Here is a 13,290-nt window from a genome sequence, read left to right as displayed (position 1 = left end):
CGCCTCACAGAACCGAAAGGATCGCCTCTCGCTCCTTCGGCGCCTTCCAGCCGAGCGCCGCGTCGATCAGGCCGATGGTCACCGCGCATTGGTCCGCGTCGGAGCCCTTGCCGCCCATGGCCTGCCGCACGCGCTTGTCGGGAATGCCGGTCTCGGTGATCACCTTGCCGATCAGTTCGCCGGGCACGCTCGCCGTCCCCGGAGCGATGCGCTGCGGTGGACCAAGCTGGCGGGCGTCGAGCATCTTCACCGCCAAGGCGCGTTCGCGTTCCAGCACCGTGGGCGGCACCACGACGGCTGGAGGCATCCGCCGGTTGCGCAGGAATGCCATGCAGGCGTCCGCCCCGGTTTTGCGCGCCGCGCGCAGCAAGTCGGCGCGAATGCGCTGCACGTCGATCAGCAAGCTCCCTTTTTCGATCAGCGCGGTCGCATACATCCGCTCGCGCACCAGATCCTGCACTTTCGAGGCGTAGGCCGCATCGCTGCTGCCATCGGCCCGGGCAATGGTGCGGTTGGCGCTGAACAGCGCGGCGAGATCGGGCTGAAGCGATTGCAGCCCGTCGAAGGTGATCTCCGGCCCGAACACGGTTGAAACCGCGCGGCTGATGATTTCCTTCTCCTGCGCGCTCTGGCTGATCGAAATTTCGGGCACCGACGGGGGTTCGGTCGAACTGTCGTTGCTGCTGAATACGACGCGCAGGATCTGTATGCCGAAGATCACCGCCAGGACGATCAGCCGTCCGCTGCTGAACCAGCCCTGGCCGACATCGCTGCTCGCCTTCTTCTCCCACAGCGCCACGCGCCACGGATCAAAGTAGTGCTCCACTTCGGGAAAGTTCTTGCGCACCCCATCGAGCAATTGATCGACTTGGGCGCGCTTGACGAACCAGCCCTTGCGGCTGCCTTGCTGCGCCGGTGTGGTCAATTCGTTCCACGCCTTGTGCAGCGGGTGCTTGGGGTCCTGCACCTTTTCGCGGAAACGCAGGCCGCGCAGGCGGGCGTTGAGGAAGGCAATGGCGGGTCGTTCCGAAACCTGTCCGCGCTCGCTTTCCCAACCGAACAGCGCTGCAGCGGGTTCCAGCAGTGGCGCCGAGCGCGGCCAGCTGCGGGCAAGGATGCCGGCCAGCCAGTTGTCGATTTCGTCGAACGCGGTCACGCTGACGCTTTCGGCATTGCGCAGCACCGCCTTGAGGTGGCCGAGCGCCATGGCCTCTTCCCAGCCTTCGAGCGGGGGGAGCGTTTCCTCGTCGTCGTCGACCGTATCAGGCAGCAGCAGTCGATAGAGCGCCTGTTCGTGCGCCCATGCCGGCATGACCGCGTCCGAGGTCGGCTCGAGCCCCAGCAGGACGGGGCGTTCGAACGGGTCGCGCTTGACCGCAATGGCTTGCTCGGCCGGGGCCTGCGCGGCGACGAACCCTGGCGTGACGTCAAGCTTCGGGGCCGCCTCGCCCAACTTGCGCGTCAGGCTGGGATCGACCTCGCCCTGCACTGCAGGGGCCGCGTAAGCCCACCTTGATTGTTCGGCTTCGGGAGCGGCCTCTTCAATCTGTTCGAGAGGTGTCACGCCGGCGAAGGGATCGAATTCTTCCTCCTGCGCTGGCGGTGCCGCCTGCATCTTGGCCCAGCGGAGCGCTGCATCGCGCGCCTCGCGCAGCCGGGCATAGCCGGCGACGTCCTTGTCGACGTCCATCGCCTTCAGCTTCTCGGCATAGGCGCGCCGGATCGCCGACACGTCCGGCGTCTTTGCGATCCCGAGGACCTTCCAGGCCTGAGTTGGTGTCATGGGATTGCGGTCAAAGCGGCGGGTTGGCTTCGAGCATGTCGAGCAGCTCGGCCAGGGCGACCGAGGCGTCGGCAATGCGGCGCGGGTCCTGGCTGTCGAGCGCGGCGACGAATATGCGCGTGCGGTCGCCGATCACGGCGCGGACGTCGCCGAGGAATTCCTCGTAGCAGCGCTCGGCCCGCGCCAGCAGCGCCTGGTTGCCCGCTTCCTCGCGCGGGTGGTGCTTCAGCGCGGCCAGCGCCTGGCGCCGGGCATCGAGGTCCTTGGCGGCCTTGCGGTCTTCCTCGTCGATGATCAGCAAGTTGTGCCTGGATCCGGTCAGCGGCACTTCCACGTCGACCTCGAGCAGGCCCGAGCTGTCGTAGGAGAAGCGCACGTCGATCGAGACTTCGCCCGCAGGCCGCGGCGGGACCGGCACCTTGATCTGGCCGAGGTGGACATTGCCTGAAACCTCGCGCGCCTCGCCCTGGTAGATCTTCACCTCGATCTGCTTCTGGTTGTCGCCCATCGTGCTGTACAGCCCCGAGCGGCTGACCGGGACCGGGGTGTTGCGTTCGATGATCGGCGAGAACAGGCCCTGCTGGAGCGTCCCGCGCGCTGAATGCTCGGCCGTTTCGATGCCCAGCGTGAACGGGCAAACGTCGGTGATGCGGATCTCCTCAAGCCCGCCGTCGCGCGCGATCAGCCCGCCCTGAATGGCCGCGCCGAGCGCGACGGCATGGTCTGGATGGACCGAGGAATTGGGGAAGCGCCCGAACAGGCGCGTGATGGCCTTGCGCACCACCGGCATGCGCGTGGCCCCGCCGACAAGCACGACCTCGCTCAAGGATGCGGCATCGATCTGGCTGTCGCGCAGCGCCCGCACGACCGGGTCGCGCAACCGGCGGATCAGGCCTTCGGCCTGCGCTTCGAATTCGCTGGTGGTGATTGTCGTGGATAGCCGCTGGTCCGCGACTGTGACGGCAAATTCGGCTTCCTGTCCCTCGCTCAAGGTGCGCTTGGCGCGTTCGGCGGCCTGCAGCAGCAGGGCCTGCGCGCGCGGCTCGTCCAGCTTGGCCAGCAATCCATCGGGATCGAGCCGTCCGCGCACCGCGGTCGCCAGGGCTGTGTTGAAATCGTCGCCGCCCAGCCGGTTGTCGCCTGCCGAGGCGCGCACTTCGACGATGCCTTCGAACATCTCGACGATCGACACGTCGAAGGTGCCGCCGCCAAGGTCGAACACCAGAAACGGCTCGCGCTCGGCCTTGTCCTGCAGCCCGAAGGCGAGCGCGGCGGCGGTCGGCTCGTTGATCAGGCGGCGCACGGTGAGGCCCGCCAGTTCACCGGCGCGGCGGGTCGCCTTGCGCTGGCGGTCATTGAAGTAGGCCGGCACGGTGATGACGGCTTCGGTCGGGCGAGTGCCGGTGTGGGCGGCCACATCGTCGCGCAGAGCCATGAGCACGAGCGCGGACAGGTCCTCGGCAGAGAACTCCTTCTTGCCCAGCCGCACCTTGCGGTCGGTGCCCATGAAGCGCTTGAAGCTGGTCGCGGTGGCACCATCCTTCAGGCCCATCCGCTCCAGCGCGGCGGCGCCGACCAGCGTCGTGCCATCGGGCAGGACCGAGACTGCAGAAGGGGTGAGCAGCGCCCCGAGAGCATTGGGCACGAGCTTTGCCTCGCCGCCATTCTCGCCTGCCTGCCACATGGCCACCGCACTGTTGGTGGTTCCCAGATCGATCCCGATGAGCATTCGTCTTCCTGCAGATATCAAGCGGCGTGATGCGACAGGCCCCGCGCGCTTGGCAAGCGCAAAGCGCGATCCTTGGCAGTCACGATGGGGTGGACGGTGAATGCGCCGGAACGAGGGGGCAGGGCGGGCGCCCGGCCGTTCTGGTTACGTGACAACGCCTTGAAAGGAGAAAGGCCATGGGCCAACGCATGGATTGGAATTCGCGCGACCGCTGGCAGGACGAAGAGCGACGCCAGTCGCGCGACTATTCCGGCGAGTTCGCCCCGGAATTCGATCGCGATCGCTATGACCGCAGCAACCGCAGCCGAGACCAGTGGGGCCGCTCCGGCTCGACCGGGGCGTCAACGCCGCTGGGCGATCCGCCGACCGGATGGATGGATCAGGACATGCGCGGCGATCGGCGTACCCACGACTGGGAAGTGGGCGACCGGCACTATACCGGCCAGGGCCGTGCCCCGCAGGGCCGCTCGCGCTGGCGTGATACCGCCACGGGCAATGCCGCAAACACGGGCGACTATTTCACCTCGGAAGACTATGGCGAAGGCCGTCGCGCCTGGGGCGGTCCTGCCGGATACGGCGCCTATGGCACCGGCTCTGCCGGGGGGTACCCGTCGTCCTACGGCTACAGCGGTCGCGGCGGTTACGGCGACCACGATCCCCGCGGCTTTTTCGACCGTGCTGTCGATGAAGTGCGTGGCTGGTTCGGTGGCGATGACGGCCGCGATGACGGCCGGCGCGAAAGCCATCGCGGGAAGGGCCCGGGCGACTACACGCGCTCGGACGAACGCATCCGCGAGGACGCCAACGATCGCCTGACCGATGACCACCACATCGATGCGCGCCAGATCACGGTCATGGTCACCGAAGGCGAAGTCACGCTTGCCGGCACAGTGGGCAGCCGCGCCGAAAAGCGCCGCGCGGAAGACGTCGTCGAGGACATCGGCGGGGTGAAGCATGTGCAGAACAACCTGCGCGTGAAGACCGGCAGCGGCCTTGAAGGCCAGGGCGGCACGCTCGGCTGGGGCAACGGCGACCGTTCGGTTACGCCGGACGCCTGATCCCCACCGCAGCAAGGCGGGCGTCGACTTCGGCCATGAGCCGGTCGAGCCCGCCTTGGTCTGCCGACTCGGCGCGGACCACCAGAACGTCCTCGGTGTTGGAAGACCGCAGCAACCACCAGCCATCGGTTGTATCGACGCGAACGCCGTCCGTGTCGTTCACGGCAGCTCCATCCGCACGAAGACCATGCAGCACCTCGGCGACAGCTGCTGCCTTGCGTTCGCGCGGTACGGCAAAGCGCAATTCGGGCGTCGCCACCATTTCGGGCATGCCATCGCGCATCTGCGTTACCGACTTGCCGAGCGTGACGGTTGCCGCGATCAGCCGGACGGCGGCATAGAGTGCGTCGTCAAAACCGAAGTAACGGTCGGCAAAGAACATGTGACCGCTCATTTCCCCGGCCAGCGGGGCAAGTGTCTCCTTCATTTTGGACTTGATCGGCGAATGCCCGGTTTTCCACATCAGCGGCGTTCCGCCGAGTTCCGCAATCCGCGCAAACAGCGTTGAGCTGGCCTTCACATCGGCGATAATCGTGGATTTCGGGCGCTCTCGCAGCACTTCCTCGGCATAGATCGCCAGAAGCTGGTCGGCCCAGAGCACGCGGCCGCGGCCGTCGACCGCGCCGATCCGGTCCCCATCCCCGTCGAATGCTAGTCCGAAGTCGAGGCTTCCCGCCGCGACAGCGCGGCGAAGATCGGTGAGATTGGCTTCCACAGTCGGATCAGGATGATGGTTGGGAAAATGGCCGTCCACGCTCGTATGAAGAAGGACATGCCGTCCGGGCAGTCGGGCGGTCAAGGCCTCGATCAGGGGGCCGGCAGCGCCGTTGCCCGCGTCCCAGCCAATGGCGAGGCCATGCAGCACATCCAGGCCGATGCCATCCAGCGCGCCGATCAGGCAATCGACGTAAGCGGCGGAAACGTCGGCGTCCTCGATGCGTCCGTTTCCGGAAGTCCACGCGCCTTCCTCGGCGATCCGCCCGAGATCGACTATGTCGCTGCCGAAGAACGCCGCCCCTTCAAGTACCATCTTGAAGCCATTGTGATTGGCGGGATTGTGGCTGCCGGTTACCTGAACGCCGCCCTGCACCTCTGGGGCTAACCCGCCCGAACCGGGCGTTGCCGCGAAATAGAGCATCGGGCTCGGTCCCAGCCCGATCCGGACCACGTCAACGCCGCTTGCAGTCAGCCCTTCGACCAGCGCATGTTCCAGCACCGGCGTGCTGATGCGCCCGTCGCAGCCCACCGCCACCCGGCTGCCGCCGCGCGATCGCACCACCGAGCCAAAGCTGCGGCCGACGGCGCGGGCATCGTCCGCGCTCAAGGTTTCGCCAAAGACGCCGCGAATATCGTATTCGCGCAGGATCGAAGGGTGGAAGCGGTGCGCCGTCATCCCGTTGCTGGCCTCGCCGACCCGATCAGGTCCCGCGCCGGTCGGCCAGCCGCGCCAGCAGCAGATCGCGCGCGGCATTGGCTTCATGCACGGCTTCGTTGCTGCCGCCGCGATCGGGGTGGACCTTCTGGAGCAGCCGCCGGTGCGCCTCGATCACTTCGTCATAACCCGCCTGCGGCCCGATGCCGAGAAGGTTGCGCGCCCGCGCCTCGTTGGCGGCGCGCGGGTCTCCTTGCAGAAGCTCCCACGGCCAGCGCCCTGCCAGAAGCTTGCACGCAAGGCTGGCCAGGATCGCAAGCGTGAGCAGCTTGATCATCAGGCAGCGCTTTCCAGCTTGGTCTCAGGTGCGGCCTTGCCCGGCATCGGCAGGTTGAGGCCCGAAACCAGCGTGCGCAGTTCCTGCCGCGCGACGAGGTGGCTGGTGCCGAGCTCGCCAAGATGGCCCTTGTCGAGCAGGGTCAGTCCGCTCGGGAACAGTTCGCGATAGATCACGCGCTCCGAAAGGCCGCTGGCCACGCGGAAGCCGACGCGCTTGGACAGTTCGGTCAGCGCCTGGTCGATACGGCGCTGGTTGCGCGCTTCGGTATAGCCGGTGCGGTTGCGCACCACGACCCAGTCCATTTCCCGGCGCGCATCCTTGATCGTGGCCATCGCCCGCTTCTTGCGCGCTTCCCAGATCAGTTCGGCATAGAACGACAGGCGGCGCACCTTGAAGGTTTCTGCGTCCACCTGGCCGATCAGATCGAAGTCGACGAAGCTGTCGTTGAGCGGGGTGACCAGCGAATCCGCGCGCGTAGCCACGTGGCGGGCCAGCACATCGTCGCGGCCGGGGGTGTCGAAGATGATGAAGTCGTGGTCCTGCGAAAGCCGCTCGGTCAGCGCGTCGAGCTCCTCGATGCTGTCCCCGCCATAGACCTCGAAAGTCGCGGTCGGCAGCGTGATCTCGCGCCGGCGCATCGTCTCGGCGCGGTTCTCGAAATAGCGGTGCATCGTGCGCTGGCGCGCATCGAGGTCGACCGTCGCCACGCGCGCGCCCTGGTAGGCGAGGGCCACGGCGACGTGGACCGCAGTTGTCGACTTGCCGGTGCCGCCCTTTTCGTTGGCGAAGACGATGCGATGCGGGCCAAGGGACGAGGCGCTGGACAAGGCTGGTAACTCACGTGGTTGATACGCTGCACGGGCTTGCGAGAGGCGTCCGCCGCCCGTATCGCCCGTGGCATCTGACTTAGTGGAGTGGCTGCCAAGGTGCAAACGATCAACCGGCTGGAAGACCTGCGCAATGCGGTCGACGCGCTCAAAATCGGGGGAAAAACCGTGGCGTTCGTCCCTACCATGGGCGCGTTGCACGAAGGCCATCTCACCCTGGTGCGCGAAGCCAAGGCACGCGCAAGCCACGTCGTCGCCTCGATTTTCGTCAATCCGCGCCAGTTCGGCCCGAACGAGGACCTCGATGCCTACCCGCGCCGGCTCGCCGCCGATGCCGCGCTGCTCGAAGCCGAAGGCGTCGCCGTGCTGTGGGCGCCCACGGTCGATCAGATGTACCCGCAAGGCTATGCCACCAACATCTCGGTTTCGGGCGTGAGCGAGGTTGCCTGCGGCGCCGCGCGGCCCGGCCATTTCGATGGCGTCGCCACCGTGGTGTGCAAGCTGTTCAACCAGGTCCGCCCGGACTTTGCGCTGTTCGGGGAAAAGGACTGGCAGCAGCTGGCGGTGATCCGCCGCATGGCGCGCGACCTCGATCTGACCCAGCCCCACGTCTCGAACATCATCGGCGTCGAAACCGTGCGCGAGCCAAGCGGCCTCGCCCTGAGCAGCCGCAACCAGTACCTGACCGAACAGGAGCGTGAACAGGCCGCAGGGCTATCTGCTGCCATGCGCCGCGCCATCGCGGCGATCGAGGGCGGCGCGCCGGTGCCGCAGGCGCTCGCCGCGCTGAACGCCGAAGTGCTCGCCGCCGGGTTCACGTCAATCGACTACGCAGACTTGCGCGATGCGGCGACGCTCGAGGCGATCGACAGCTATGCCGGGCAAAGCGCCCGCCTGCTCGTTGCCGCCCGCATCGGCGCGGCGCGCCTTATCGACAACATGGGAGTGGGCCAGCAATGACCTTGGCAATGACGCCGATTACACCGACCGCCTCGTTCAAGGACAACCTCGCCCTGCTGCCCGCCATCGACGGCATCGCGCGCCTCGATCTGATCGACGCGGCGGGAACGGTCGTGGCGACGATTCCCAACGAAGCAGGCAAGCAAGGCTCGCTCAAGGTCTACAACTACCTGCAACTCTGCTTCGGCAAGCTCGATGCTGCGGCATCTGCCCATGCCCTTGAGGTCTTCGCCGAACACACGCCCGACGCCCGGGCTCGCCCCGGCGCGCATCCCAACATCGACCGGCTGATCGACGTGATCGAAAAGGGGACTGCGCTGCAGATCAGGGCTGTCCCCTGAACTTGCAGCCGACAGGTCGTCAGAATTCCGACCAGTCGTTCTCCGGTTCAAGTTTCAGGGCAGCATTGCCGGTACTGCGGTAGGGGGATGCCGCAAGCGGGGCGGCGTGCAACGAGGGGGCCGGCGCTGCGGGGCGGATCGCGGCGACATTGTCCTGCCCCCCGGCGAACCGCTGCACCACCTCGGTCAGCTCGGCAGCCTCGCGCGACAGCGAACGGGCCGCAGCCGTCGACTCTTCGACCATCGCCGCATTCTGCTGCGTCACCCGGTCGACGTCTGCGACGGTCTGGTTCACGGTGTCCAGACTGTTCGCCTGCTCGCGGGCCGTGGCCGCGATCTGCGAGACCAGGTCGTTGATCTCGCTCACGCGATTGACGATGCCGACCAGAACCGATCCGGTCTGGCTGACAAGGCTCACGCCCGAAGTCACCTGTTCGCCGGATTTCGAGATCAGCGCGCGGATCTCCTGCGCCGCATCGGCCGACCGTTGCGCCAATGCACGGACTTCCGTGGCGACCACGGCAAAGCCTTTGCCGGCATCGCCCGCGCGGGCCGCCTCGACACCGGCGTTGAGCGCCAGCAAGTTGGTCTGGAAGGCGATGCCATCGATCAGGCCGACGATCTGGGCGATCTGGTCTGCGGAAACCGCGATGGCCGACATCGCTTCGACGGCCTTATCGACGACGCTTCCGGCGTCGATCGCCTCGCCCTGCGCCTGCGCGATCGCGTCCCGCGCTTCGTGGGCCGACTGCGCCATGGCGTTCACGCCCTGAGTGACCAGGTTGAGCGATGCCGATGTCTGCTCGATGCTGGCCGCTTGCTGTTCGTTGCGACGGGCGAGGTCGTTCGATGCCGCGTTGATTTCATCCGAGCCGCTCATCACGCTGAGGGCGGCTTGATGAACGCTGCCGATGGCCTTGGCAAGTGCGTCCACGGCCCGATTGAAATCGCTGCGCAAGTCGTCGTAGCCCCCCGGAAGCGGGTCACGAATCTGGCAGTCGAGCCGGTTGTCGGCCAGCGTGCTCAGCGATGACTTGAGCGTTCTGACGACAGTTTCCTGTGTCGCCCGGGCCTTGCGGATCTCGATGGCGTTCTCGCTGAACGTGGCCATGGCCTTGGTCATCCGGCCCACGCAGTCGCGGTAATCGGTGTACCAGATCGCGCTTTCGGTATCGCCTGCGGCCAGGGCTTCCATGCGCACGACGGTGTTCACATAGGGGGCGCATATGCGCTCCCGTGCGATCTCCGTCGTCACCATGATCGCCACTAGTGATGCCAGGCCCAGGCCGAGGCACGCCCAGACCGGCGCCATGTCGAAGGCGGCGAGCGCAGTGCCGGTCAGTCCGACAACCGACAGCAGGGTATATGCGACCAGCAGGGCGCGAAATTTCAGGCGGATCGGCGCCTTTTGTTCAAACCACTCAAGCATTGCGACACCGACTCCCGCCTGAAGGGATCAGCAGCGCGACAAGAACGGATGCGACAATCCCTGACCTGACCGCATCTAGCGGCCGATCGCCAAACAATGCCCAAAAGTGCATACGAGCGTTTACTCAGGACAGTGCCTGAGAAGTGTTCGTTCAATGAACCGGCGGATCGTTTGCCGGTATGGCGGCGACCGGCGCCACCGGTTCGCCCTGGGTCCGGGGCGGGAGCGCATTTTCGGGCACGTCGTCGATCAGCATGTCGCGGGTGGGCACGTGTTCGAGGTTGCGCACGCGGACAGTGATATTGTCGCCATCCAGCGTCAGTTCGTTGAAGCTGGGTGGGGTGGAGCGGACGCGCTGGCTGAGCGTGCCCGCGCCGATCATCCGCACCGGGCCGTTGGCGGTGGGGTGGATCAGGTCAAACGCATCGTGGACGTGGCCTGACAGCACGGCGAGGACGTTGCGCCGGGCCAGTTCGGCCAGCGCATGGTTACCGCCACGGGTCAGCGCCTTGCCACGCGTGCCCGCCTCGACCAGCGGGTGATGGCAGGCAACGATCGCGCGGGTGCCCGCTGGCAGGGCGTCGATCGCGGCAAGGGTCTGTGCCAGCGCGGCCCTGCCGACAGTGCCTTTAGACCAGTTCAGGCGGAGCTGCGCGCGTGCGGTTGTCTTCAGCGGCACGATCTTCGCGCCGGGGATGGGCAGCTCCCGCTCCAGCACGCCTTCGATCGAGCGGAAGCGGCGGTAGGGATCGACGAAGCGTTCGATCAGGTTGAAGTAGGGCAGGTCGTGGTTGCCCACTTCGACCGTGACCGGCACGTCCAAAGCCTTGATCCAGTGGCAGGCGGCGGTGAATTCGCGGTGCCGGGCCCGCATCGTCAGATCGCCGGTGATGGCCACGGCATCGGGCTTCTCGCGCGCGATGCATTGCGCCACCCAATCGAGGGCGCGCCGGTCTTCGAGGCCGAAATGGATATCGCTGATGTGAAACAGGCGGGTCATGGCGCTGGGGTGATCGTCGCTGGGCCCGCTGCGGTCAAGCGCCGGGTGTGTTGCCAGGCGCGATAGTCGAGAGGAAGTCGATCGCGAATTCCTCGCAGGCAACCTCTTCGCGCATGCTGCCTTCGCGCCGTTCGCCGTCGATCATCATGGCGATCGGGCCGTCGCTTTCCAGCGTTGCCAACGAACATTGGCCGAGTTCGTCATGCGGGCCCTGCCGGAAATCGCGCTTCACCAGCATGGCAAAGCCTTGCGCGGCGAACTCGCCCCAGTCGGAGAAGTCGTATCCGTCCACTTCCATGCTGTCCCCTTCGAGCGGGGCCATGCGCACGGCGCGGTAGCCTTCGGGCCGCGCGGCGCTTGCGGGTGCGGCGAGGCGAACGCCCGGTCCTTCGCGGGTTTCGCGCAGGGCCGTTGTGAAAGTCTCGGCAATGGTGGGCAGGTCGAGATCGCGCACGCTTTCGCGCACGTCGGCCCACATCGCGCCGGGGCCGGCCAGCAGTTCGATCAGGGCGACGCCTTGCGAAGTGCGCAGCGCCTGTCGCCGCACGCGTCGCGCCGTGCCGAGCTTGCCGGTCACTTCCTCTGCGGGAACGTCGCCGTGGAGAGATTTTGAGAGCAGGTTCTGCGTGCCGCCGGGAAGGACGAGCAGGCCACCGCCCCAGCCTTCGAGCGCGGAAGCGGCGGCATTGATCGTGCCGTCGCCGGTGAAGACGGCAAGCGTCGCGATTCCCTCTGCTTCAAGCTGCGCGCGCGTCGGCAGGTCCTCGTCGGGAAAGCGGATGACCCGCGTCGGCGCGCACCCGGCGGCCGAGAGCGAGGCGACGAGATCGTCGACCGCTGCATCGCTGTTGCTGCCGCTTGCGGCGTTCGTCACGAGCCAGAGAGGAGAGAGCGTCATCACCGGCAGAACCGGTAACAGGCGCGGCGGTTCCGCAGCGGCTGCTCTAAACGCGGTCTGTCAGGATCAGCCAGGCCGAGAAGCTGTTGAGCATGGAATAGATGACGTAGGCGATCGGGCCGCTGACCACGCCTTCGGCGGCAAACAGCAGCGCCCCCAGCAGCAGCAGGAATTCCAGCATCAGCGTGAAGCGGCCGCCAAGGGCGTGAACCATCCACGGCAGCCGGGCCAGCAGGGGGTGCCCGCTATCCAGCATGGCGCGGTGCAGCGCGAAGTTGCCGATGCCCAGAAGGAAAGTGATCAGAATCGCCATGGACTGGACGAGACCTTTAGGGAATCGCCGCAGGATTGTCACACCTGCAGTTCGTGGAGTGGACATTGCGTTTCGTCGGACGGGCTAAACACTTGTCGTTCGTAACGGAAAGCTGGTCGAGACGCGCAAGATTTCATCGACGACCGGGCGTAGCGAAAATGCATGCGGTGCACCGGAAGAGCCGGACCAGCCGCTGAAACGCCCCCCAAGGCCGGTCCCCCGCCGGCACCCGTGTCGAAGGAAGTTGCCATGTTTGCCAAGACCCTGTTCTCCGCCGGCCTCCTCGGCCTCGCCCTTTCCGCCAGCCAGCCTGCCTTCGCCGGCACGCGCCTCGTTGGCTACTCCGATCTCGATCTTACCACCAAGCAGGGCGAGGCCCAGCTCAACGCCCGCCTTCGTCATGCCGCCAAGGACATCTGTGGCCTGAACAAGGCGGACCTGCCGACCAGCGAATGGGAAGCGGCACGCGATTGTTTTGCCCGATCGATGGCCGATGCCCGCCGCGCCAAGGCCGAAGTGAAGGCCACTGCGCTGGCCGCCAAGAATTCCAAGACTGATCTTGCTGTCCGCTGATCCCGGCAGCTTGCAAACCCGGCGGATCCAGTCCCCCACCGGGTCAAACTCAAGGGACCGTCGCTAGTCCGGCGGTCCTTTTTTCTCTTGGCCTTTTTTCTCTTGGCCCTTTTTCCTGAAGTCCCTCTTTTCTGAAGACCCTTCAGCCAACCTCGCGAAATGCGGCAGGCTTTGGCTCGGCTTCGATCTCGCCCCGATCGCGCCAGGTCAGGTCGTCAGGAGTGAGCTTGCGGCCATCGTGCGAAAGAATGCCGATTGCCGCAATCGGCCTGCCGTCGCGATTGTCGCACAGGACCGGATTGGCGGGCACGCCAAGTTCCCACTTCTCGCCCCACTGGCGCAGGGCCAGCATTGCGGGGAGGAGGTCCAGACCCTTCGGCGTCAGGCGGTATTCGATGCGACGGCGATCATCGGCGCAGTGTTCGCGCTTGAGTATGCCGGCCTCGACCAGCCTTGACAGGCGGTTCGACAGGATGTTCCGGGCGATGCCCAGCGCTTCGAGGAAATCCTCGAAGTGGCGCACCCCGTTGAAGGCGGCGCGCAGGATCATGAACGACCAGCGTTCCCCCATCGCTTCGAGGGCAAGGGGAAGGCCGCACTGGGCAATTTCACCCAAGGGTTCGCGCAGTTTGTCCATATCGTCTTCTGCATAACCCATCTGCGGCAC

14 protein-coding genes are annotated in these 13,290 nt (G+C 66.3%); 4 read left to right on the top strand and 10 right to left on the bottom strand.

What is annotated here, in order from left to right; translation table 11 throughout:
- Positions 1-4 precede the first annotated feature (4 nt).
- Positions 5-1,783, bottom strand: a complete 1,779-nt coding sequence (locus tag ACZ1JY_RS09975) for a hypothetical protein (RefSeq protein ID WP_465129171.1) — start codon at positions 1,781-1,783, stop codon at positions 5-7.
- A gap of 10 nt (positions 1,784-1,793) precedes the next feature.
- Positions 1,794-3,512: an Hsp70 family protein gene (locus tag ACZ1JY_RS09970; protein WP_465129170.1), complete on the bottom strand. Its 1,719-nt coding sequence runs from the start codon at positions 3,510-3,512 to the stop codon at positions 1,794-1,796.
- A gap of 176 nt (positions 3,513-3,688) precedes the next feature.
- Here ACZ1JY_RS09970 and ACZ1JY_RS09965 point away from each other — a divergent pair, with 176 nt between their 5' ends.
- Positions 3,689-4,570 carry a BON domain-containing protein gene (locus ACZ1JY_RS09965; RefSeq protein ID WP_465129169.1) on the top strand — a complete coding sequence of 294 codons (882 nt, stop codon included), beginning with the start codon at positions 3,689-3,691 and terminating at the stop codon, positions 4,568-4,570.
- On the opposite strand, the gene pgmG is transcribed toward ACZ1JY_RS09965, so the two are convergent.
- The 3 genes from pgmG to ACZ1JY_RS09950 are packed head-to-tail and all read right to left on the bottom strand — an operon-like array spanning position 4,554 to position 7,109.
- A complete protein-coding gene (gene pgmG, locus ACZ1JY_RS09960; RefSeq protein ID WP_465130894.1) occupies positions 4,554-5,963 on the bottom strand; it encodes a phosphoglucomutase/phosphomannomutase PgmG in 1,410 nt (469 codons plus the stop codon). The genes ACZ1JY_RS09965 and pgmG overlap by 17 nt on opposite strands.
- A gap of 25 nt (positions 5,964-5,988) precedes the next feature.
- Positions 5,989-6,279 (bottom strand): J domain-containing protein, encoded by a 291-nt coding sequence (locus ACZ1JY_RS09955; protein ID WP_118072899.1) that lies wholly within the window; start codon positions 6,277-6,279, stop codon positions 5,989-5,991.
- Complete coding sequence (locus ACZ1JY_RS09950; protein WP_465129168.1) at positions 6,279-7,109, bottom strand: division plane positioning ATPase MipZ; 831 nt, start codon at positions 7,107-7,109, stop codon at positions 6,279-6,281. Before ACZ1JY_RS09950 ends, ACZ1JY_RS09955 begins: the two co-directional genes overlap by 1 nt.
- 99 nt (positions 7,110-7,208) lie before the next feature.
- Between ACZ1JY_RS09950 and panC the strand changes: the two genes are divergently transcribed.
- Positions 7,209-8,069, top strand: coding sequence for a pantoate--beta-alanine ligase (gene panC, locus ACZ1JY_RS09945; RefSeq protein ID WP_118074616.1), 861 nt, complete (start codon positions 7,209-7,211; stop codon positions 8,067-8,069).
- A complete protein-coding gene (locus ACZ1JY_RS09940) occupies positions 8,066-8,410 on the top strand; it encodes a DUF2322 family protein (protein WP_240946690.1) in 345 nt (114 codons plus the stop codon). Before panC ends, ACZ1JY_RS09940 begins: the two co-directional genes overlap by 4 nt.
- Positions 8,411-8,429: 19 nt before the next feature.
- On the opposite strand, the gene ACZ1JY_RS09935 is transcribed toward ACZ1JY_RS09940, so the two are convergent.
- From ACZ1JY_RS09935 to ACZ1JY_RS09920, 4 genes are all read right to left on the bottom strand, one after another.
- Positions 8,430-9,839 (bottom strand): methyl-accepting chemotaxis protein, encoded by a 1,410-nt coding sequence (locus ACZ1JY_RS09935; RefSeq protein WP_465129167.1) that lies wholly within the window; start codon positions 9,837-9,839, stop codon positions 8,430-8,432.
- A gap of 151 nt (positions 9,840-9,990) precedes the next feature.
- On the bottom strand, positions 9,991-10,839 hold the full coding sequence (locus ACZ1JY_RS09930) for a metallophosphoesterase family protein (RefSeq protein ID WP_465129166.1): 849 nt from the start codon (positions 10,837-10,839) through the stop codon (positions 9,991-9,993).
- A 34-nt stretch (positions 10,840-10,873) separates the two neighbouring features.
- Positions 10,874-11,737 carry a diacylglycerol kinase family protein gene (locus tag ACZ1JY_RS09925; protein WP_465129165.1) on the bottom strand — a complete coding sequence of 288 codons (864 nt, stop codon included), beginning with the start codon at positions 11,735-11,737 and terminating at the stop codon, positions 10,874-10,876.
- Between the two features lie 46 nt (positions 11,738-11,783).
- Positions 11,784-12,050 (bottom strand): hypothetical protein, encoded by a 267-nt coding sequence (locus ACZ1JY_RS09920; RefSeq protein ID WP_118072903.1) that lies wholly within the window; start codon positions 12,048-12,050, stop codon positions 11,784-11,786.
- Positions 12,051-12,299: 249 nt separating this feature from the next.
- On the opposite strand from ACZ1JY_RS09920, the gene ACZ1JY_RS09915 reads away from it, so the two are divergent.
- Positions 12,300-12,623 (top strand): UrcA family protein, encoded by a 324-nt coding sequence (locus ACZ1JY_RS09915; RefSeq protein ID WP_118072904.1) that lies wholly within the window; start codon positions 12,300-12,302, stop codon positions 12,621-12,623.
- A gap of 142 nt (positions 12,624-12,765) precedes the next feature.
- Here ACZ1JY_RS09915 and ACZ1JY_RS09910 read toward each other — a convergent pair whose 3' ends face one another.
- Positions 12,766-13,260 (bottom strand): winged helix-turn-helix transcriptional regulator, encoded by a 495-nt coding sequence (locus ACZ1JY_RS09910; RefSeq protein ID WP_168904211.1) that lies wholly within the window; start codon positions 13,258-13,260, stop codon positions 12,766-12,768.
- Positions 13,261-13,290: the final 30 nt, after the last annotated feature.

The sequence above is a fragment of the Novosphingobium sp. BL-A-41-Hi4B-X5A genome (assembly GCF_055521705.1).
The sequence above is the reverse complement of the archived record's forward strand: the minus strand, read 5'-3'. Positions and strand labels throughout refer to the sequence as shown.